This is a genomic window from Streptomyces sp. HM190, assembly GCF_009857135.1.
In the GTDB taxonomy this organism is placed as follows: Bacteria; Actinomycetota; Actinomycetes; order Streptomycetales; family Streptomycetaceae; genus Streptomyces; species Streptomyces heilongjiangensis.
In genome coordinates this window covers 1,102,295-1,122,319 of the sequence record NZ_CP047318.1, presented here as the reverse complement: position 1 = coordinate 1,122,319, position 20,025 = coordinate 1,102,295, and the positions used below count along the sequence as shown (strand labels likewise).

The window sequence follows — 20,025 nt, the reverse complement described above, 5'->3', positions numbered from 1 at the left end:
CCACATCCAGGGTGCTCAGCCGTCCCGTTAGGGTCTGTGCACTACCTACAAGCCCCTGCCGCGCTGCCTGACCACGGCACCGGCGCCGCGAGGGCCGCCCGCACGACCCCCGGAGGACTCATGGCGTTCGGCTGGATCGACGAGCAGGCGTCCGCGCGCCGCCGCGCCGGGCTCGTCCGCACCCTGCGCCCCCGCCCGGCCGACTCGCCCCTGCTCGACCTCGCGAGCAACGACTACCTGGGGCTGGCCCACCACCCCGAGATCATCGAGGGCGCGGCCGGGGCGGCACGCACCTGGGGCGGCGGGGCGACCGGCTCCCGGCTCGTCACCGGCACCACCGAACTCCACGGCGAACTGGAGCGCGAACTGGCCGCCTTCTGCGGCTTCGAGGCCGCGCTCGTCTTCTCCTCCGGCTACGCCGCCAACCTCGCCGCCGTCACCGCGCTCGCCCCGCACGGCTCGCTGGTCGTGTCGGACGCGGGCAACCACGCCTCCCTGATCGACGGCTGCCGGCTGGCCCGCGGGACCACGCAGGTCGTCGGGCACGCCGACCCGGACGCGGTCCGCAAGGCGCTCGGCGCGGCCGAGGGGCCCGCGATCGCGGTCTCCGACACGGTGTTCTCGGTGGACGGCGACGCCGCCCCGCTGACCGGTCTGGCCGCCGCGTGCCGCGCCCACGGCGCCGGGCTCGTGGTGGACGACGCCCACGGGCTCGGCGTCCTCGGCGACGGCGGCCGGGGCGCGCCGTGGGCGGCGGGGCTCGCCGGGGCACCCGACGTCGTCGTGACGGTCACCCTGTCGAAGTCGCTGGGCAGCCAGGGCGGTGCCGTCCTCGGACCGGCGAAGGTCATCGACCACCTGGTCAACGCGGCCCGGACGTTCATCTTCGACACGGGGCTCGCCCCGGCGGCGACGGGTGCCGCCCTCGCCGCGCTGAGGCTGCTGCGCCGTGAGCCGGAACGGGCCGCACGGGCCCGTGAGGTGGCGCGGGCGCTGCACGCACGGCTGACGGCTTCGGGCCATGAAGCGGTGCGGCCCGACGCCGCCGTGGTGTCCGTGCGGGCGCCGTCTCCGGATCAGGCGGTGCGGTGGGCGTCGGACTGCCGGGCGGCGGGTCTCGCCGTCGGCTGCTTCCGCCCACCGTCCGTGCCCGACGGCGTCTCCAGGCTCCGGCTGACCGCCCGGGCGGATCTCACCGAGGCGCAGATCGACCGGGCCGTGGGAATCATCGGCGACACGCGACCATGAGTCGGCGTCGCGGCCGTGCGTCGCCGGAAGCGGAACCGGTGGTGCGGTCCGTGGTGCTCACCGAAGCGTGGTGACGAATCCCTCCCATGCCTCCGGCGTGAACAGCAGGGCGGGCCCCGCCGTGTTCTTCGAGTCGCGCACGGCCACCAGTCCGGCCAGCCGGCCGGACCCGGGACGGGCCGTTTCCACACAGTTGTTCATCCCCGTGCTGCGGCTGCTGCGCAGCCACCGCACGCCGCGCAGTGCGGTACTGGTGGGTACGTTCCGAGGCAGAGCTGACATGGTGCCTCCTTACGCGCCGGAAGCTGGCCCTGAGCCAGTGCGGCGATGTAATCCAACGAGTCCTCGGGCGAAAGGGCGTGGATCTGAAGGGCGTTGAAGGCCTCGACATAAGCCCTGAGGTCTTCTTTCCGCTCCAGATAGAGGCTACTCGTCAAGTGGTCGAGAACAACCACGTCCAGATCGGATGTGCTCTGAAATGAGAAGATTACGAAAGGACCGGTGATGCCGATGTGCGCCCCGGCAGTGAACGGCAGCACCTGCAGCCTCACTTGAGGCAGGCGCGCCGCCTCCACCAGCCGCTCCAGCTGACGCGCCATGACCCCGGGTCCGCCGACCTCACGCCGCAGGACGCCCTCGTCGAGCACGGCGCTCAGTGTCATCGGGGGACGTCCGCGCAGGACGTCCTGCCGCGCGAGCCGTACTTCCACGAGCGCGTCGATCTTGTCGTCCTCCAGCCCCTCCACCGCGGCCCGGGTCACCGCCCGGGCGTACTCGGGGATCTGCAGCAGGCCCGGCACGACCGAGGTCTCCAGGGTGCGCATCCCGCTCGCCTGCGACTCCAGGCTGATGAAGTCCCGGTACGTCGGCGGCAGCACGCCGCGGTACGCGTGCCACCAGTTGTGCCGTCCGCCCCCGTCCTCGGATCCCGCCAGCGCCATCAGCAGGTCCCGTAACTCGGTGTCGTCGACCGCGTAGGCGTCCAGCAGCCGGTGGACGTCCGCGGGTTTCACCCCGCTGGCGCCCGTCTCGATGCGGCTCACCTTCGACTGGTGCCAGCCCACGAGACGGGCCGCCTCGACGCTGGTGATGCCGACGCGGGTGCGCAGGAGGCGCAACTCGGCGCCGAGCTTGCGGCGGCGCACCGCCGGACCGTACTGCACGGGTGTCTCCTTCCGCCCGGCGCGCGAAGTCGGGTGACGGTAGAGGATGGCCCGGGGGTCCCCACGAATACGGTCGGCCGTCGGAGAGTTCACCGCTTCGAGCGACAGATATATGCATATCTTGGTGGATCGCCGCCCGTGACCGCCCAGGTAGTGGCAGTCTGGCGCGAAGCACCAGTCCGGGACCGTACTCGAACCATCCGCTCCCAGTCGGACATCGGTCCCGTGGGAAAGGGACGCCTCGTCATGGCAGATCACCAGGAAGCATCCGTCACTCTGCCGAGCGATCCCGCCTCGGTGTCCGCGGCTCGTAGATACGTCGCCACCGTGCTGGCCGAATGGGGTCTGCCGAGCGACACGGACATCGCGGACACCGTGCGCCTGATCGTGTCCGAACTCGCCACCAACGCCGTGCAGCACACGTTCGGTCAGTCACCCACGTTCACCGTGGACCTCGTCCTCGACCGTGACGAGCATCTGCACATCGGTGTCACCGACAGCCATCCGCGTTTCCCGAAACGCCTGCCCGCCGCGGTCCAGCAGGACAACGGGCGGGGCATGGTCATCATCCGCTGGCTGACCGCCGAGTGCGGCGGGCGGCTGAGTGTCAGACCCACGCGGGAGGGCGGCAAGACGGTGGCGATCGAACTTCCCTGGGCCGTGCCCGTGACGCCGGTCAGGGCAGGCGGTCCGCAGGAGCCCTGACCGGGTCCTGCTCCTGGGGGCGGGTGCCGTCCCGCCGGGGCGCGGTGCGGGCACCGGGGCGCGGTTGCCGCCGACGGCGCGGCCCACCAGCTTCGGCAGCAGGCCCCACAGCAGCAGACAGCAGGCGAGTGTGCCACCGCCGGCGGTGAGGCCCGCGGCGCGGCCGAGTGTCACGTCCACGACGAGCAGGACCGATCCGGCGAAGGCCGGCATCAGCACCCCCAGGCCGACGCCGGCGAGCCGGGACGAGACCCGGACGATGGTGGGCTTGGCGTTCCGCTGGAACAACGAGCGGTGCAGCGCGGCCGGGGCCGTGAAGAGCGCCGCGGCGAGGACGGCCAGTAGCAGTGCGGTGACGTAGGTGGCGCGCTGGAACGAGTCCAGGTCCGGGAACCGCGGTGTGAAGGCCAGCGTCAGCAGGAACGCGAAGAGGATCTGCACCCCCGTCTGGGTGACCCGCAGCTCCTGCAGCAACTCGGCGAAGTTGCGGTCGGCCCGTTCGAGAGGGGTCTCGTTGCGGGCGGGGGTGATGCGTTCGTCGGCCATGACTGTACGAGTAACCGTCGGTGTCCGTGTCACCCCTGCCGGGGTGGGGGCGAACGATGGTTCCGGGGCACTCGGGAGCGACCGGGGAGCGGGCGGGGTGAGCGAGGGGGCGGCCGGTGCTCCGGCCGCCCCCGACGGATCAGCGGACCCGGCCGTACCAGACGCTCTTCGTCCAGATCTTCTGCAGTCGCACGACGTCACCCGTCTTCGGCGAGTGCCAGATCTTTCCCTTCCCCGCGTAGATACCGACGTGGTAGACGTTCGACCCCGAGTGGAAGAAGACGAGGTCTCCGAGCTTGCGGCTGCTCGCGGAGATGTGCTTCGTCTTGTTGTACTGCTGCTGGGCAGTACGGGGCAGCTTCTTGCCCGCCTTCTTGAACGAGTAGAGCGTCAGCCCTGAGCAGTCGAACCTGCCGGGGCCCGTCGCGCCGTACTTGTAAGGGGAGCCCTTCTTCGAAGCCGCGACCTGAAGTGCCTTCGACGCCACTGTGGCGGCCTCGGCGTCGGAGGCGACGCCCGGGACCACGATGCTGCCGCCGACGGCGGCGATGGTCAGAGCCGAGGCCGTGCCGGCCCGGGTCAACAGCGACGGGACACGATTGAGCGCAGACATGCGCAACCCTTCGTCAGCCGCCTGTGAAGGATGACCTGTCGGATTCGGGCTGGCGAAGTTGCCCGGCCGCTCACGCGGCTTCACCCCAAGGGCTGCTCGGCCCGGTCATGGCGTGACCGTCCCGGCGACCCGTCGTGCTTGGGTCCTCCACTCCTGCCGATCCACTCCTGTCGACCGGTCATCCGGACGGCGGCAGGACTCGGCGTCCGCCCGGATCGCCCCGCCGCTGTGGCGGGGGCTTGTCGTCAGGAAGGGATCTTGACGCACGGAAGTCCGAAAATCCCAACGGAATCAGGGATTTGTGGCGTTCCTCACCACTCGCCCGTTCGGGTGGACAGACCCTTTTCGGCTGTTCTGTCCTCGGAATCGAGGGCGTCCGTACCAGCATCGGAAGGGTGGATTCCGGCACTCTTGCAGGCATGACGCGCAACTCCGGCGGTTCTGCGGACGGATGGGCCGATGGGTGGTTCCCCGTAGGCCGTCCGGTGGGCCGAAGCCCGGACCGGAGGACCCGTCAGTAGTACGGCGGACGAGGTGCGATCGGTTCAGACGTGCCAGCCTTCGGGTGCAGACGTGTGCGAGCCTTCGGGAGCAGGCGCACAAGCCCTCGGGTTGGGGCGCGTCGGGCCGGGCGCGCATCCCCTCGGGGGCGGACGCATGAGCCCTCGGGGCCGGGGTGGGGGAGCCCTCGGTGTCAGGCGGGGGAGTCCTCGGGTTCCGGCGGAAGGGTGACCCGGGCCGCCCGCCGTTCCCCGTCCAGCACCCGCAGGGCCCGGGCCAGGGTGGGCGCGTGCAGCTCGTTCTCGCCGCGTGTGTGCATCAGTTCGAGCGCGGCGCGCAGCGCCGTCGCCCGGCCGACGAGCGCCTGCGCGGCCCGCAGTCCGCGATACGTGTCGCCGGGGCGGGCCGGGTTGATCCGGCCCAGCAGGTCGACGACGTCCAGATAACGGTCGATCAGCTCCGCCTCTGCGCGCGTCAGCGCGGGCAACGGCGGCAGCTCGGGGGGAAGCATCGGCGGCTCACCTCGCGCCGGGGAGCGCCCGTGAGCCCTTGCGGCCCGGCACCACCCGGTCGACCAGGCCGTAGTCCACGGCGCCCTGGGCGTCGAGGATCGTGTCCCGCTCGATGTCGCCGCTGATCCGTTCGTGGCTCTGCCTGGTGTGCCGTACGAGCATCTCCTCCAGCAGCCGGCGGTTGCGCGTCAGTTCCTCGGCCCGGATCGCCAGATCGCTCGCCCGTCCGGTGACCGGCTCGGCCAGAGCCGGCTGACGGATCACCACCTGCGCGCCCGGCAGCACGGATCGCTTGCCCGGTGTGCCCGCCGCCAGGAGTACCGCGGCGGATGCCTGGGCCCGGCCGAGGCAGACGGTCTCCACGTCGCAGGTGACGAAGCGGATCGTGTCGTAGATCGCCGTCATCGCGCTGAACGAGCCGCCGGGGGAGTTGATGTAGAGGGAGATGTCCCGGTCCGGGGACTGGTACTCCAGTTGCATGAACTGCGCCATCACGTCGTTCGCCGACGTGTCGTCGATCTGCGTCCCGAGGAACACGATCCGCTCCTCCAGCAACTTCGCGTAGGGATCCATCGTTCGGTGACCCGCACTCGTGTGCTCGGTGAATTCGGGGAGCACATGGCGGGCGGACGGCCGGTGCGCTGGCACGGAGGTCTCCTCTGGTCGACTTCTGTAAAAAATGTACAGGACGTACGCCTCCGGAGGGTGGTGATCGGCTGACAGCGAAAATCCCCGCGGAGCGTGGCTCCGCGGGGATCGGTCCCGGGTGGGTGGTGGGTGGTGGGGGTGCTGTGCGGCGTACCGCGTGGAGCGTCGGGTCAGTTGAGCGGGGCGGGGGCTGGGGTCCCGTAGAAGGTGATCGGGGGCCAGCCGCGGGCGGCGGCGAGTTCGTTGAGGGCGTTCGCGACCTCCAGCGCCGAGATCCGCTGGGCCGCCGGCGCCTCCGTCGTGCTCACGGTGAAGCTGACCGTGAGTTCCGTCATCTCGGTGCCGGGCATACGGACGTATCCGCTGAACTTGGTGCCCTCCGGGAAGTCGGGCCCCGTGTCCGCCTGGGCCTGTGTCCCGGTGGACAGGGCGGCGCCTGCCGCCACTGTCCCCGCTGCCGCGGTCCCCGTGTACCCGAGCAGTGTGCGCCTGGAAAGGCTGGACATGATCTCCCCGTTCGACAGTCGTGGACGCCTCCTGTTGGAGGCCGTGGTGATCGTACGAACGTACGGAGCGTCATGGGGCAGAATGGGATCTTCCGCTCCGGGGAGGCGGCGGGACCCGGTCTAAGCTGGACCCCATGGCCTACGAGATTCCGGTGACGCAAGCCAGGGCTGAACTCGCCGATCTGATCAACCGAGTGGTCTACGGCGGCGAGCGAGTCGTCGTGACGCGGCACGGCAAGCCCCTCGTCGCCCTGGTCTCCGCCGCCGATCTGGAGCAGCTCGAAGCGCTCCAGGATCCCGCGGAGGAGCCCGTGATCAGCGCGGTCTCCGGCGTCCGCGAGGTGGCATCGCCCTCCCGGGACCAGCAGCGGTTCGGTATCACGGCGGAGCACCGGGGGTCGGGCGCCTCCTAGGGAGCGCCTCCTGGGGGCGCATCCGCGTGGGGTTCCTCGGGAACGTGTGTGGGCACCTCGCCTGCGCCTACCCGCGCGTACATCGCGCACATCGCGTACATGTGAGTCGGTCGTGCGTCCCCGTCCGCTACAGCGGGGGCGCACGATCTGTCTGTGGGGCCGCTTCCCGCGGGGCGCGGGCGTCCGTGCCGCCGATTCCGGCTCCGGCTCCGGCTCGGAACCGGGGGCGGTGTCGAGGTCGGGCCGGGGTCGCTCGCGGTCAGTGCGTGGGCGCGGGCGCGGATGCCGGAGTACGGTCGCCGGCGGGTGTGGCGGACTCCGACGCGGCGTGCCTCTTCGACTGCCTGAGGGCGGGGCCCACGACGACCGCGCCCAGGCCGAGCACGGCCCACCAGGTGAGGACGAGCGCCGGGCTGAGGGCGGCGGCGCCGTCGAAGAACGACACGGAGCGCAGCAGCGTCGCGCCCGCGCCCGGCGGAAGCCACTGGCCCAGCGTCCCGGCGGGCTCGGGCAGCATCCGGGGTGCCGAGGCGGCGCCCGAGAAGGGGTTGCCGAGAAACACGATCAGCAGCGCGCCCAGGCCGAGACCCGCCCGGCCCAGCAGCGAGGCCAGGCCGGTCACCGTGGCGCCCACCGCGAGGGTGGTGAGGCTCAGTACGCCTGCCTCCGCCCACCAGTCGCCGGTGAGCGCACCCAGCCAGGTGTGCGCCAGTGCCGCGGCGGTGAGGCCGACCAGAACGGCGGCCCCGGCCAGTGCGCCGGCGGCACGCGCCCCGCGCAGCCCGAGCAGCGTGACCACCGCGCCGGAGGCGGTGCCGGCCAGCGCCAGCGGCAGCACACTCGAACCGAAGACCGACCCGCGCGGGTCCTCCGCCGGGGTCGCCACCACATCGGTGACCTCCACCCGGGCACCCTCCCGCGCTGCCTGCTCGCCCACCGCCTGCTGGAGCAACTGCGCGACCATCGGGCTCGCCGCCGACGCCGTCAGCAGCTTCGGCCCCGCCTCGGTGACGACGACCGCGCCGTACACGGTCCGTTCCTCGATCGCGTCCCGCGCGGCGGCCTCGTCGGCGTACCTGCGCACCTCGAACGCGCCGTCCCGCTGCTCCAGACGCTGCGCGATCTGCGCGGTGGCCGTCGCGGGCCCTGCCACGCCGAGCGGCAGATCGCGCGGTGCCACGCGGGCGTTGGGCCAGGCGAAGGCCCAGAGCGCGAGTGCCGCGACGACGGGGACCAGCACGATGACCGCGGCCATCCGGCGACCCGGCGGCAGCGCGTGCGCACCGGGGGCGCCCTGAGTGTCTGGCGTGGCGGTGGTGGCCGCAGTGGCCGTGGCGGTGCGCTCGGCCGCCGAGGGCGCGGTGGACGTGGCGGACATGGTTTCCCTCCATACCGATGGGGTGGGTGGGCGGGCGGGCGGTGGCGCGGCGGGGCGGGGACCGCGACTCGGTCGGCCTGACTCCCGCCCCGCTAAAAAGAAGGAGCGTTCGTTTTTCTTGCTTTCACCCTGCGCGCCAGGGGTCTGCCTTGTCAAGAAGGAACGTTCGTTTTACTTTTGCGGCATGCCTCGCGTATCGCAGGAGCGTCTAGACGCCCGCCGCCGCCAGATCGTCAACGCCGCGGCCCGCTGCTTCGCCCGCAACGGGTTCCAGGCCACGTCGATGCAGGACGTGCTGAAGGAGGCGGACCTCTCCGCCGGGGCGGTCTACCGCTACTTCACAGGGAAGGAAGAGCTGATCTCCGCGATCGTCGCGGAGGTGATCGACGAGATCCGTGACGCCTTCCAGCAGGCCGCCGCCCAGCGTCCGCTGCCGTCCCCGGAGATCCTGATCGGCAGGGTCATCCGGCTGGTCCTCGGCAAGGAACCGACGCTGGGGGTGAGCGACGGGTCCCTCTACCCCCGCCTGATGGTGCAGGTCTGGGCCGAGACCCTGCGCAACCCGGAGTTGCGGGACGTGCTCCATGACGGCTTCGCGCAGGTGCGGCGGCCCTGGATCGAGATCGTCGAGGCGTACCAGGACGCCGGCATGATGCGGGCCGACGTCCCGGCGCTCAGCGTGGCCCGGACGCTGATCGCGCTCGCCCAGGGCTTCGTGGTCCAGTACGCGCTCTTCGGGGACGTACCGGTCCAGGTGGTCGAGTTGGGCCTGAAGGCGCTGATGAGCATGGAGGACCCGGCCAGCCGTACGTGAGCCGGGGGCGGCCCGGGGGAGGTGGCCGCGTCGGACCGGCACCCCCGGTCGCCCGCGGGTCGGCCCGCGGGTCGGCGCGCGGGGAACCGGTGTCGGTTAACGTCACCGAAACGCCGCCCAACTAGCCTGCGGCCACGCCACCTGCGACGTTGCGCGGTGGCGAGGCAACCGGACCCCGCACGGTCCGGAGCGAGGATGTGAGGTGGGACGCCGTGCAACTGACCCCGCACGAGCAGGAGAGGCTGCTGATCCACGTGGCGGCGGACGTGGCCGAGAAGCGCAGGGCCCGGGGCCTGAAGCTGAACCACCCCGAAGCCGTCGCCCTGATCACCGCGCACATCCTGGAAGGCGCGCGGGACGGCCGTACGGTGGCCGAACTCATGGCGTCCGGGCGGAAGCTGCTCACCCGCGACGACGTGATGGAGGGCATCCCCGAGATGATCCACGACGTCCAGGTCGAGGCGACGTTCCCGGACGGCACCAAGCTCGTCACCGTCCACGACCCGATCGTCTGAGGGGGCCGCCGTGATTCCCGGAGAGATCCTCTTCGCCGAGGACCCGATCGTGTACAACGAGGGCCGCGAGGTCACCCGGCTGACCGTCCTCAACGCCGCCGACCGGCCCGTCCAGGTCGGCTCCCACTACCACTTCGCCGAGGCCAACCCCGGTCTGGAGTTCGACCGTGCCGCCGCGCGCGGCAAGCGGCTGAACGTCGCCGCCGGCACCGCCGTACGGTTCGAGCCCGGCATCCCCGTCGACGTGGAACTCGTCCCGCTCACCGGCGCCCGTGTCGTGCCCGGACTGCGTGGGGAGACCGGAGGTGCCCTCGATGCCTGAGATCTCGCGTGCCGCGTACGCCGACCTGTTCGGGCCGACCACCGGGGACCGTATCCGGCTCGCGGACACCGATCTGCTCGTCGAGATCGAGGAGGACCGTTCCGGGGGTCCCCAACTCGCAGGTGACGAGGCCGTGTTCGGCGGCGGCAAGGTCATCCGCGAGTCCATGGGCCAGGCCCGCGCCACGCGCGCGGACGGCACCCCGGACACCGTCGTCACCGGTGCGGTGATCATCGACCACTGGGGGATCGTCAAGGCCGACATCGGTATCCGCGACGGCCGGATCACCGGCATCGGCAAGGCCGGCAACCCCGACACCATGGACGGTGTCCACCCCGACCTCGTCATCGGGCCCGAGACGGAGATCATCGCGGGCAACGGCCGGATCGTCACCGCCGGCGCCATCGACGCGCACGTCCACTTCATCTGCCCGCAGATCGCCGACGAGGCGCTGGCGTCCGGTGTGACGACCCTGGTCGGCGGCGGCACCGGACCGGCGGAGGGCTCGAAGGCCACCACGGTCACCCCGGGCCCCTGGCACCTCGCCCGGATGCTGGAGGCGATGGAGCAGTACCCGCTGAACATCGGCTTCCTCGGCAAGGGCAACACCGTCTCCCACGAGGCGATGCTGTCCCAGATCCGGGGCGGCGCACTCGGGCTGAAGCTGCACGAGGACTGGGGCTCGACGCCCGCCGTCATCGACGCGGCCCTGACCGTCGCCGACCGGACCGGCATCCAGGTCGCCATCCACACGGACACCCTCAACGAGGCCGGGTTCGTCGGCGACACCCTGGCCGCCGTCGCCGGACGGGGCATCCACGCGTACCACACCGAGGGCGCGGGCGGCGGGCACGCGCCCGACATCATGACGGTGGTCTCGCAGCCGCACGTGCTGCCCAGCTCCACCAACCCGACCCGGCCCTACACCGTCAACACCGCCGAGGAACACCTCGACATGCTGATGGTCTGCCACCACCTCAACGCCGCCGTGCCCGAGGACCTGGCGTTCGCGGAGTCCCGCATCCGGCCCTCGACGATCGGGGCCGAGGACATCCTGCACGACCTGGGCGCCATCTCGATCATCTCCTCCGACTCCCAGGCCATGGGCCGGGTCGGCGAGGTCGTCCTGCGCACCTGGCAGACCGCGCACGTCATGAAGCGGCGACGGGGCGCCCTGCCGGGGGACGGCCGCGCCGACAACCACCGCGTCCGTCGCTATGTCGCCAAGTACACGATCAACCCCGCCCTCGCGCAGGGGCTGGCCCGTGAGATCGGGTCCGTGGAGAGCGGCAAGCTCGCGGACCTGGTGGTGTGGGAGCCCGCGTTCTTCGGGGTCAAACCGCAGCTCGTGATCAAGGGCGGACAGATCGCGTACGCGCAGATGGGCGACGCCAACGCGTCCATCCCGACGCCGCAGCCGATCCTCCCGCGCCCGATGTACGGGGCGATCGGGCGGTCGCCGGCCGCCAATTCGTTCAACTTCGTGGCGCCGCTCGCCGTCGAGGACGGCCTGCCGGAGCGGCTCTCGCTCGGGAAGCGGTTCGTCGCCATCGAGTCGACGCGTGGGGTCACCAAGGCCGACATGCGGGAGAACGACGCGCGGCCCGACGTACGGATCGACCCCGACAGTTTCGCCGTGTACATCGACGGCGAGCTGGTGGAGGCGACGCCGGCCGCCGAACTGCCCATGGCCCAGCGGTACTTCCTCTTCTGATGTCCAGGGCGACTCTTCTCCTGCTGGCCGACGGCCGCTTTCCCGCCGGGGGGCACGCGCACTCTGGCGGGGCCGAAGCGGCCGTCAAGGCCGGGCTGATCAGCGGGGCGAAGGACCTGGAGGTGTTCTGCCGGGGGCGGTTGCACACGGTGGGCCTGGTGTCGGCGGCGCTGGCCGCGGCGGCGGCACTCGGCGTCGACGCCGTCGCGCTGGACGCGGCGGCCGACGCCCGGACACCGTCCCCCGCCCTGCGGGGCGCCTCCCGCAAGCTGGGCCGGCAGTTGACGCGGGCGGCCAGGGCGACCTGGCCGTCCGGTGAACTGGACGCGCTGGCACGGCGGTTCCCCAAGGGGGCGCACCAGCCGGTGGTGTTGGGTGTCACGGCGCGGGCGGCCGGGCTCGGGCCCGAGGACGCCGCGTACTGCTCCGTCTACGAGAGCGTGAGCGGGCCGGCCGGTGCGACCGTGCGGCTGCTGAGCCTGGACCCGTTCGACGCGACGGGGGTGACGGCGCGGTTGGCTCCCGAGATGGACCGCGTGGTGCGCACGGCCGTCGAGGCGGGGCGGGAGGCGGTCGGGGGCGGGGCGGACGTGCTGCCGGCGGCCTCCGGGCCGCTGCTGGAGATCGGGGCGGAGGTGCATGCGGCGTGGGCGGTGCGGTTGTTCGCCTCGTAGGAGGGGGGCGCCCCCGCCGGCCCCACCGGTCCCGTCCCCAGGGGGTGCGCCGCTTCGCCCCCGCGTCCGGGATCGGGGACGGGTGATTCGTCGGCGGGTGCGGGCTGCCGTGGGTCACCCGCAAGCCGCAGTCGCCCGATCACCACACCTCCCGAACTCCTCGGCCACCCCCCTACATCGGCCACCCCTATACAAAGGAGTCGCTTCATGCATCTCGACCACGACCACGTCCACGACGGTCCCTCCGCGGTGAGCGCGGACGCGTATCGGCCCGACGGTCGTCGCCGCGCGCTGCGGATCGGTCTCGGCGGGCCGGTGGGGTCCGGGAAGACGGCCACCGTGGCGGCGCTGTGCCGTGCGCTGCGCGACGAGCTGGCCCTGGCCGTCGTCACCAACGACATCTACACGCGGGAGGACGCCGAGTTCCTGCTGCGCGAGGCCGTGCTGCCACCCGAGCGGATCGCGGCCGTGGAGACGGGCGCGTGCCCGCACACGGCGATCCGGGACGACATCTCGGCGAACCTGGAGGCCGTCGAGGACCTGGAGGACGAGGTCGGCCCGCTCGATCTCGTCCTCGTCGAGTCCGGCGGCGACAACCTCACCGCGACGTTCTCCAAGGGCCTCGTGGACGCGCAGATCTTCGTGATCGACGTGGCCGGCGGCGACGACATCCCCCGCAAGGGCGGTCCCGGCGTCACCACCGCCGATCTGCTCGTGGTCAACAAGACGGACCTCGCGCCGTACGTCGGGTCCGACCTCGGCCGGATGGCCGCCGACGCGAAGGCGCAGCGCGCCGAACTGCCGGTCGTGTTCCAGTCGCTCAGGAGCGAGGCCGGCGTCCGCGACGTCGCCGCCTGGGTACGGGAACGGCTCGCGGCGTGGACGGCATGACGGCGGTGGGAGGCGCCGGGCCCCGAGGTGCGGGCGCGACGAAGCCACGGGACACGGGTCCCCCCGGCGCGCCCGCCATGAGTACGACCGGTGTCCGCGCCACCGCCCGGCTCGCCGCCCGTGCCGACGGACGCGGTGGCACCGCTCTGCCCGTGCTGGAGAGCCGTGGGCCGCTCGCGCTGCGGCGCACCCGGGGCAGTGGTGACGAGGCCCGGGTCATGCTGGTCGGCGCCATGAGCGGCCCGCTCGGGGGTGACCGTCTCGCCGTGGAGGCGGAGGTCGGGGAGGGTGCCCGGCTGCGGCTGGGGTCCGCGGCGGCGACGATCGCGCTGCCGGGGCAGGGCAAGGACGAGGCCCGCTACGAGGTACGGGTCCGTGTCGCGGCCGGTGGCGAACTGTGCTGGCTGCCGGAGCAGTTGATCTCGGCCCGCGGCAGCGACCTGCGGGTGTCGACCTGCCTGGACCTCACCTCCGGTGCCCGTGTCGTGTTCCGGGAGGAGCAGGTGCTGGGGCGCGCCGGTGAGGAGCCGGGGCGGTTGCGGAGCCGGCTCACCGTGCGGCTGGACGGGCGGGCGCTGCTCGACCAGGAGGTGTCCTGCGGGCCGGGCGCACCGGGCGGCTGGGACGGTCCCGCCGTACTGGGCGGGCATCGGGCGCTCGGGCAAATCGTCGTCGTACGCCCGGAGTTCGCGGAGCGGGCGCCTGAACCGCGGGTGCTGGGGGCGTCGGCCGCGCTCACTCCGCTGGCCGGGCCCGCCGTCCTCGTCAGTGCCCTGGCGCCCGACGCGCTGCTGCTGCGGCGGGTGCTGGACGAGGCGTTGGCAGCCCTCGGCGGCTGAACCGTATCCCGCTCAACGGAACCTTCCTCACCGGTTATCGGATTAGTAAAGAACGTTCCGCTCCTCTGTTCCCCGGTGCCTCACAGGTACGAAGATCCCCGTGACCATTCGAACATTCGAAACGATGTACGGGGAGTTCCCTCTTGAGAGGTATGAGGCCGACGAGAAGGGCGGCAGCGTTCGGCTCCGCCGGACTGCTCGTCACGGCGACCCTGATAGCCGGCGCCGTCACCGCCCCCGTGGCCAACGCCGCGACCGGCGGCGGTGGCAAGGACCTGGAGGCCAAGGGTGTCGCCGTCGCCGCCGCCAAGGCGGCGAAGAAGGGCGTCACGTGGCAGGACTGCCCCGAGGCGTGGGGTCTGGAGAAGCCCATCCAGTGCGGCTGGGTCACCGTGCCGCTGAACTACGCCAAGCCGAACGGCAAGCAGATCAAGCTCGCCGTCGACCGCATCGGCAACACGGGCACGAAGGAGGAGCGCCAGGGCGCCCTCGTCTACAACCCGGGCGGCCCCGGCGGCTCGGGTCTGCGTTTCCCGCGCCGGGTCACCACCAAGAGCCCGCTGTGGGTGAACGTCTCCAAGGCGTACGACTTCGTGGGCTTCGACCCGCGCGGTGTCGGCAAGTCGGCGCCCATCTCCTGTGTCGACCCGCAGGAGTTCGTGAAGGCGCCCAAGATGGACCCGGTGCCCGACACCGAGGCCGACAAGCGCAAGCAGCGCAAGCTCGCAGCCGCCTACGCGGCCGGCTGCAAGGAGCGCAGCGGCGCGATGCTGCCGTACATGACCACGGCGAACACCGCGCGCGACCTGGACGTCATCCGTGCCGCCCTCGGGGAGAAGAAGCTCAACTTCCTCGGCGTCTCGTACGGCACCTACCTCGGCGCGGTCTACGGCACCCTCTTCCCGACCCATGTGCGCCGCATGGTCGTCGACAGCGTGGTGAACCCCTCGCGCGAGAAGATCTGGTACCAGGCCAACCTGGACCAGGACGTCGCCTTCGAGGGCCGCTGGAAGGACTGGACGAAGTGGGTCGCGCGGAACGACGCGACGTACCACCTCGGTGACACCCGCGCCGAGGTGCAGGCGAAGTGGCTGGAGCTGCGCGCCACCGCGAAGAAGAACCCGATCGGCGGGCTCGTCGGTCCGGCCGAGCTGATCTCCTTCTTCCAGAGCGCCCCGTACTACGACTCCGCGTGGGCGCCCACCGCGCAGGTGTGGAGCAAGTACGCTGCCGGTGACACCCAGGCGCTGGTCGACGCGGCCGCCCCGGACCTCGGCGACACCGCGGGCAACGCCGCGTCGGAGAACGGCAACGCCGTCTACACCGCGGTCGAGTGCACCGACGCCAAGTGGCCCACCAGCTGGAAGACGTGGGACCGCGACAACACCCGGCTGCACAAGAACTACCCGTTCATGACCTGGGCCAACGCCTGGATGAACCTGCCGTGCGCCACCTGGCAGTCGAAGCAGTACACGCCGGTGGAGGTCGGGACGAAGAAGGGCCTGCCGCCCGTCCTGATCGTCCAGTCCGAGCGTGACGCGGCCACCCCGTACGAGGGTGCCGTCGAGCTGCACAAGCGGTTCAAGGGCTCGCGTCTGATCACGGAGACGAAGGCCGGCTCCCACGGGGTCACCAGCCTCGTCAACGCGTGTGTCAACCAGCGGGTGGACACCTACCTGCTCACCGGCAAGGTGGGCGGGACCGACGTGAAGTGCGCCCCGCACGCCACGCCGGCACCGTAGGGAACCGAGTGGGTGAGGGGCGACCGGGCCGACCGGTCGCCCCTCACCCATGGCGCCGCCGGCGTCGGCCCGAAGGCACCGCACACGTCGACGTAGCGGCACACGCGGGAACCCGCGGTCCTTCGTGGCTTTCGGGTCCTACGGGTCCTGCCGGTCCCTCTGCTCCTTCCGGTCCTTCCGGTCCTTGCGTTCCTTCGCCGCGGCCTCGGCCTCCTGGGCCTTCACGACGGCCGCGTACTGGTCCACGTACTCCTGCTCGGAGAGCGAGAGGATCGCGTACATGATCTCGTCGGTGACGGCACGCAGGACGGCCTTCTCGTTCTCCATGCCCTCGAAGCGGGAGAAGTCGAGGGGCTCGCCGAACCGGATCACGACCCGGCGGATGTGCGGGATGACCTTGCCCGGCGGCTGCGCCTCGAACGTGCCGATCATCGCGCACGGGATCACGGGCACCCCGGCCTTCAGCGCCATGACCGCCACGCCGACCTTGCCCTTGTAGAGGCGGCCGTCGTGCGAGCGCGTGCCCTCCGGGTAGATACCGAGCAGCTCGTCCCTGCCGAGCACCCCGAGCCCCTCGCGGATGGCGGCCTGACCGGCCTCCTTCCCGGAGCGGTCGACGGGGATCTGCCCCACGCTGCGGAAGAAGAACGCCGTCAGACGGCCCTTGACGCCCGGTCCGGTGAAGTACTCGGCCTTCGCCAGGAAGGTGATGCGCCGCTTGAGGATCGCAGGCATCAGGAAGTGGTCCGAGAAGGACAGGTGGTTCCCCGCGACGATGGCCGCGCCCGACGACGGTACGTGTTCGAGACCCTCGATGCGAGGCCGGAAGGCCAGCCTCAGCAGCGGACCCAGAAGCACATACTTGAGCAGGTAATAGAACACGGCGTCCCCTTCGCTCTACCCGATCGGCTCTATGGACGTGTTCCACCAGGTCGCAGCAGACATCCGTGGACGCGACCGTGCTGGGTCCGTCGCCGTGTGAGGGCAGCTCCTGTCGGACGCGTACCGACTCCTCCTCGCCGACTGTACCGACGTTGCGTCGGGCACTCGCGCGCCGATGAGCCCCCGTCCTGCGATGCCGAGGGTCGATCGTAGCCCGATGTCCCGGCCGTAAGGAGGCTCTCCGACCTGCCACGAACGGCAGGGACGATCAGCGCGGCACGGTCGGTGTCCCACGGGTTCGTGAGGGTGCATCTGCGTACGTCCCACCGGGGGAACGTCCGGCGTAGGGTCGAGGTGGCCGCACAGGAGGAGAACGGACATGGCGTGGGTACTGGTGACCGGGGCGGCCGGTGGACTCGGGCGCCACGCTGCGGACGCGCTGGCCGAGGAAGGGCACGACGTGGTGGTGCATGCCCGTGACGCGGCCCGTCTCGCCGGACCGGAGGGCGGCGGCCGGTGGCAGGGCGTCGTCACCGGGGACCTCGCCGCCGCGGACGAGGTCCGGTCCGTCGCCCGCCAGGCCGCCCGGTTCGGCCGGTTCGACGCCGTCATCCACAACGCCGGTGTCCTGGACTCCCCCGACGAGATCGCCGTCAACATCGTGGCGCCGTACGTGCTGACGGCCCTGATGGAGAAGCCGTCCCGACTGATCTACCTCAGCAGTTCCCTGCACCGCACGGGCTCCACCGATCTGCGCCGCCTGACCGACGGCACCGCCTCCTACGACGACACCAAACTGTGGGTCACCGCCCTCGCCCTGGCCTGCGCGACCCGCTGGGAGGGAACCACCAGCCACGCGGTCGACCCCGGCTGGGTCCCGACCCGCATGGGCGGGCCGGCCGCCTCGGACGACCTGGCCGCCGGCCACCGCACCCAGGTCTGGCTGGCCACCCACCCCGATGCCACCCCGCCCACCGGCGGCTACTGGTACCACCGGCGGACGCAGCCCCCGCACCCCGCGGCCCGGGACCGACGGTTCCAGGACCGCCTGGTCCGGGCCCTGGAGCAGCACACGGGCGTCCCGCTCGGCTGACGCCGGGAGGCCCCGGCAGGTCGCGCACCAGCAGCGCGCGGGCCGGCGGGCGGGAGACCGCCCCCGGTCAGGAGCCCTCCCGCAGGACCTCCTCCAACGTCCCCAGCGCCGAGCGGAGTTCCGCGGCGGTGATGGTCAGCGGCGGCGCCAGGCGGATCGTCGAGCCATGGGTGTCCTTGACGAGGATCCCCCGGTCCATGAGCCGCCGGCTGACCTCGCGGCCCGTGCCGATCGCCGGGTCGACGTCGACGCCCGCCCACAGGCCGCGCGCCCGGAAACCGACCACGCCCCGGCCGACCAGCCCCGTCAGCCCGTCCCGCAGGACGACGCCCAGCTCGGCCGCCCGCCGCTGGAACTCCCCGGTGCGCAGCAGCTCGACCACCGCCGTGCCCACCGCCGCCGCCAGCGGGTTGCCACCGAACGTGGACCCGTGCTCACCCGGCCGCAGGACGGACAGCACCTCCCGGCGCGCGACCACCGCCGACACCGGCACGATGCCACCGCCGAGCGCCTTGCCGAGCAGAACGGCGTCGGGCACCACGTCCTCGTGCTCGACGGCGAGCGTACGGCCGGTCCGGCCGAGCCCCGACTGGATCTCGTCCGCGATGAACAGGCACCCGGCACGCCGGGTCACCTCCCGCACCCCGCGCAGATAGCCCTCGTCCGGGATCAGCACACCCGCCTCGCCCTGGATGGGTTCGATCAGCACGGCCGCCGTCGTCTCGTCGACGGCCGCCTCCAGCGCGGCCAGGTCGTTGTACGGCACCACCCGGAAGCCCGGGGTGAACGGCCCGAAGCCGCCCCGTGCCTCCGGGTCGGTGGAGAAGCTGACGATCGTCGTCGTACGGCCGTGGAAGTTGCCCGCGGCCACCACGATCGTCGCTCGGTCCGCGGGCACGCCCTTCACCTCGTACGCCCACTTGCGGGCCACCTTGATGCCGCTCTCCACGGCCTCGGCGCCCGTGTTCATGGGAAGCACCATGTCCTGGCCCGTCAGCTCGGCCAGGGACTCCGCGAACTGAGCGAGCCGGTCGTTGTGGAAGGCCCGCGAGGTGAGCGTCAGCGTGTCCAGCTGGCGGTGCGCGGCCGCGATCAGCGCCGGATGGCGGTGACCGAAGTTGAGGGCGGAGTAGCCCGCCAGCATGTCCAGATAGCGGCGGCCCTCCACGTCCTCGACCCAGGTGCCCTCGGCACGGGCGACGACGACCGGAAGGGGATGGTAGTTGTGCGCGAGGACGGGCTCCTCGGCGCGGATGAGGTCGGCCGACGAACGCGTACGGACGGGGGCGGTCATGAGCGGGCCTCCTGGATCATGGAACGGAACGCCGGGCGAGGGCGGGGGCGGAGGAACGGGGGCCGGAACTCCAGCATCACGGGCGGAGCTCCTGCGTGCAGCACTTGATGCCGCCGCCCGCCTTCTGGAACTCCGACAGATCGAGCGGCACGGGCACGTAGCCCTGCCGGTCGAGCTGGTCGGCGAGTTCCTTGGCGCGGGACGCGACGAACACATGGCGGCCGTCGGACACCGAGTTCAGCCCGAAGGCCAGCGCGTCCTCACGGGTGGCGATCACCGCGTCCGGGTACAGCCGGGCGAGCACCGCGCGGCTGCCGGGGGAGAACGCCTCGGGGTAGTACGCGATGTTGCCGTCCTCCCCGTCGTCGAGCACGAACAGGGCGGTGTCCAGGTGGTAGAACCGCGGGTCCACCAGCTGGAGACTGATCACCGGGACGCCGAAGAGCTCCTGCGCCTGGCGATGGGCCTCACGCGTGGTCCGGAAACCGGTCCCGGCGAGGACGAAGCGGCCGGCCGGCACCAGATCGCCCTCCCCCTCGCACACCGTCTCGGCCCGGTGCACCTCGTACCCGGCGCCCACGAACCATGCGTCGTACGCGGTGGACTCCGGGCGCCGCTCCGGCGCGTGGAACAGCGAGCCGAGGACGCGGCCGCCGAGGACGAGCGCGCAGTTGGCCGCGAAGACCATGTCGGGCAGCTCCGCGACCGGCTCCACGGTCTCCACGGTGTGCCCGTGGTCCCGGTAGGCGCGGATCAGCGCCTGCCACTGTGCACGGGCGAGGTCGACGTCCACGGGGGTGTCCGGATGCATCCAGGGATTGATCGAGTACTGCACGGCGAAGTGTCTGGGTTCGCAGACGAGAAAGCGCCGAAGGCGCGGCACACGGCTGTCGGGCACAGAGGGTCTCTCCGCTTCCTGCGGTGTCGGCTGGGGATGACACCACGGTAGGAATCGGGACAGACGCCCGACAAGCGACGAGCGCTGCGTGTCCGCGCAGTGATGCTGCGTATC

General features: G+C 71.8%; 22 protein-coding genes, 1 pseudogene and 1 riboswitch. Of the genes and pseudogenes, 12 read left to right on the top strand and 11 right to left on the bottom strand.

The annotated features are described in order from the left end of the window. Positions 1–120 precede the first annotated feature (120 nt). Positions 121–1,248 (top strand): 8-amino-7-oxononanoate synthase, encoded by a 1,128-nt coding sequence (locus GSY65_RS04290; RefSeq protein WP_159766029.1) that lies wholly within the window; start codon positions 121–123, stop codon positions 1,246–1,248. A 57-nt stretch (positions 1,249–1,305) separates the two neighbouring features. Here GSY65_RS04290 and GSY65_RS04285 read toward each other — a convergent pair whose 3' ends face one another. Both GSY65_RS04285 and GSY65_RS04280 read right to left on the bottom strand, forming a co-directional pair. Beyond that, positions 1,306–1,530: a DUF397 domain-containing protein gene (locus tag GSY65_RS04285; protein ID WP_055512956.1), complete on the bottom strand. Its 225-nt coding sequence runs from the start codon at positions 1,528–1,530 to the stop codon at positions 1,306–1,308. Next, the gene (locus tag GSY65_RS04280) at positions 1,446–2,411 is read right to left on the bottom strand and encodes a helix-turn-helix domain-containing protein (RefSeq protein WP_159766028.1); all 966 of its coding nucleotides are present in this window, start codon (positions 2,409–2,411) and stop codon (positions 1,446–1,448) included. Before GSY65_RS04280 ends, GSY65_RS04285 begins: the two co-directional genes overlap by 85 nt. A gap of 246 nt (positions 2,412–2,657) precedes the next feature. On the opposite strand from GSY65_RS04280, the gene GSY65_RS04275 reads away from it, so the two are divergent. Continuing rightward, positions 2,658–3,116: an ATP-binding protein gene (locus tag GSY65_RS04275; protein WP_159766027.1), complete on the top strand. Its 459-nt coding sequence runs from the start codon at positions 2,658–2,660 to the stop codon at positions 3,114–3,116. Between the two features lie 68 nt (positions 3,117–3,184). Here GSY65_RS04275 and GSY65_RS04270 read toward each other — a convergent pair. The 5 genes and pseudogenes from GSY65_RS04270 to GSY65_RS04250 form a co-directional block, all read right to left on the bottom strand. Next, positions 3,185–3,662, bottom strand: a pseudogene (locus GSY65_RS04270) (DUF6328 family protein); the annotation flags it as partial. Positions 3,663–3,801: 139 nt separating this feature from the next. Further along, a complete protein-coding gene (locus GSY65_RS04265; RefSeq protein ID WP_159766026.1) occupies positions 3,802–4,275 on the bottom strand; it encodes a C40 family peptidase in 474 nt (157 codons plus the stop codon). A 3-nt stretch (positions 4,276–4,278) separates the two neighbouring features. After that, positions 4,279–4,477, bottom strand: a riboswitch (cyclic di-AMP (ydaO/yuaA leader). A gap of 492 nt (positions 4,478–4,969) precedes the next feature. Further along, complete coding sequence (locus GSY65_RS04260; RefSeq protein ID WP_159766025.1) at positions 4,970–5,287, bottom strand: hypothetical protein; 318 nt, start codon at positions 5,285–5,287, stop codon at positions 4,970–4,972. 7 nt (positions 5,288–5,294) lie between these two features. Beyond that, positions 5,295–5,936 carry an ATP-dependent Clp protease proteolytic subunit gene (locus tag GSY65_RS04255; RefSeq protein WP_159766024.1) on the bottom strand — a complete coding sequence of 214 codons (642 nt, stop codon included), beginning with the start codon at positions 5,934–5,936 and terminating at the stop codon, positions 5,295–5,297. Between the two features lie 170 nt (positions 5,937–6,106). Further along, complete coding sequence (locus GSY65_RS04250) at positions 6,107–6,442, bottom strand: hypothetical protein (RefSeq protein WP_159766023.1); 336 nt, start codon at positions 6,440–6,442, stop codon at positions 6,107–6,109. 134 nt (positions 6,443–6,576) lie between these two features. On the opposite strand from GSY65_RS04250, the gene GSY65_RS04245 reads away from it, so the two are divergent. Continuing rightward, positions 6,577–6,855, top strand: coding sequence for a type II toxin-antitoxin system Phd/YefM family antitoxin (locus tag GSY65_RS04245; protein WP_159766022.1), 279 nt, complete (start codon positions 6,577–6,579; stop codon positions 6,853–6,855). 259 nt (positions 6,856–7,114) lie between these two features. Here the strand turns inward: GSY65_RS04245 and GSY65_RS04240 are convergent, their stop codons facing one another. Then, a complete protein-coding gene (locus tag GSY65_RS04240; protein WP_236579697.1) occupies positions 7,115–8,233 on the bottom strand; it encodes an ABC transporter permease in 1,119 nt (372 codons plus the stop codon). Between the two features lie 184 nt (positions 8,234–8,417). Here GSY65_RS04240 and GSY65_RS04235 point away from each other — a divergent pair, with 184 nt between their 5' ends. From GSY65_RS04235 to GSY65_RS04200, 8 genes are all read left to right on the top strand, one after another. Further along, positions 8,418–9,047, top strand: coding sequence for a TetR/AcrR family transcriptional regulator (locus GSY65_RS04235; RefSeq protein WP_159766021.1), 630 nt, complete (start codon positions 8,418–8,420; stop codon positions 9,045–9,047). A 212-nt stretch (positions 9,048–9,259) separates the two neighbouring features. Beyond that, positions 9,260–9,562 (top strand): urease subunit gamma, encoded by a 303-nt coding sequence (locus tag GSY65_RS04230; RefSeq protein ID WP_048819736.1) that lies wholly within the window; start codon positions 9,260–9,262, stop codon positions 9,560–9,562. Between the two features lie 10 nt (positions 9,563–9,572). Further along, positions 9,573–9,884 (top strand): urease subunit beta, encoded by a 312-nt coding sequence (locus tag GSY65_RS04225; protein ID WP_055523895.1) that lies wholly within the window; start codon positions 9,573–9,575, stop codon positions 9,882–9,884. Continuing rightward, the gene (locus GSY65_RS04220) at positions 9,877–11,598 is read left to right on the top strand and encodes an urease subunit alpha (RefSeq protein ID WP_159766020.1); all 1,722 of its coding nucleotides are present in this window, start codon (positions 9,877–9,879) and stop codon (positions 11,596–11,598) included. Before GSY65_RS04225 ends, GSY65_RS04220 begins: the two co-directional genes overlap by 8 nt. Next, positions 11,598–12,272, top strand: a complete 675-nt coding sequence (locus tag GSY65_RS04215; protein WP_159766019.1) for an urease accessory protein UreF — start codon at positions 11,598–11,600, stop codon at positions 12,270–12,272. Before GSY65_RS04220 ends, GSY65_RS04215 begins: the two co-directional genes overlap by 1 nt. A 207-nt stretch (positions 12,273–12,479) precedes the next feature. Further along, complete coding sequence (gene ureG / locus GSY65_RS04210) at positions 12,480–13,163, top strand: urease accessory protein UreG (protein ID WP_159766018.1); 684 nt, start codon at positions 12,480–12,482, stop codon at positions 13,161–13,163. A 77-nt stretch (positions 13,164–13,240) separates the two neighbouring features. Then, positions 13,241–14,002 (top strand): urease accessory protein UreD, encoded by a 762-nt coding sequence (locus GSY65_RS04205; protein ID WP_159766017.1) that lies wholly within the window; start codon positions 13,241–13,243, stop codon positions 14,000–14,002. A gap of 152 nt (positions 14,003–14,154) precedes the next feature. Beyond that, positions 14,155–15,744 carry an alpha/beta hydrolase gene (locus tag GSY65_RS04200; protein WP_159766016.1) on the top strand — a complete coding sequence of 530 codons (1,590 nt, stop codon included), beginning with the start codon at positions 14,155–14,157 and terminating at the stop codon, positions 15,742–15,744. A 138-nt stretch (positions 15,745–15,882) separates the two neighbouring features. Here GSY65_RS04200 and GSY65_RS04195 read toward each other — a convergent pair whose 3' ends face one another. Beyond that, positions 15,883–16,626: a lysophospholipid acyltransferase family protein gene (locus GSY65_RS04195; RefSeq protein WP_159766015.1), complete on the bottom strand. Its 744-nt coding sequence runs from the start codon at positions 16,624–16,626 to the stop codon at positions 15,883–15,885. 379 nt (positions 16,627–17,005) lie between these two features. On the opposite strand from GSY65_RS04195, the gene GSY65_RS04190 reads away from it, so the two are divergent. Then, on the top strand, positions 17,006–17,719 hold the full coding sequence (locus GSY65_RS04190; protein ID WP_159766014.1) for an SDR family NAD(P)-dependent oxidoreductase: 714 nt from the start codon (positions 17,006–17,008) through the stop codon (positions 17,717–17,719). A gap of 67 nt (positions 17,720–17,786) precedes the next feature. Here GSY65_RS04190 and rocD read toward each other — a convergent pair whose 3' ends face one another. Continuing rightward, positions 17,787–19,013, bottom strand: coding sequence for an ornithine--oxo-acid transaminase (rocD, locus tag GSY65_RS04185; protein ID WP_159766013.1), 1,227 nt, complete (start codon positions 19,011–19,013; stop codon positions 17,787–17,789). 76 nt (positions 19,014–19,089) lie between these two features. Beyond that, on the bottom strand, positions 19,090–19,911 hold the full coding sequence (ddaH, locus tag GSY65_RS04180; protein ID WP_159766012.1) for a dimethylargininase: 822 nt from the start codon (positions 19,909–19,911) through the stop codon (positions 19,090–19,092). Positions 19,912–20,025: the final 114 nt, after the last annotated feature.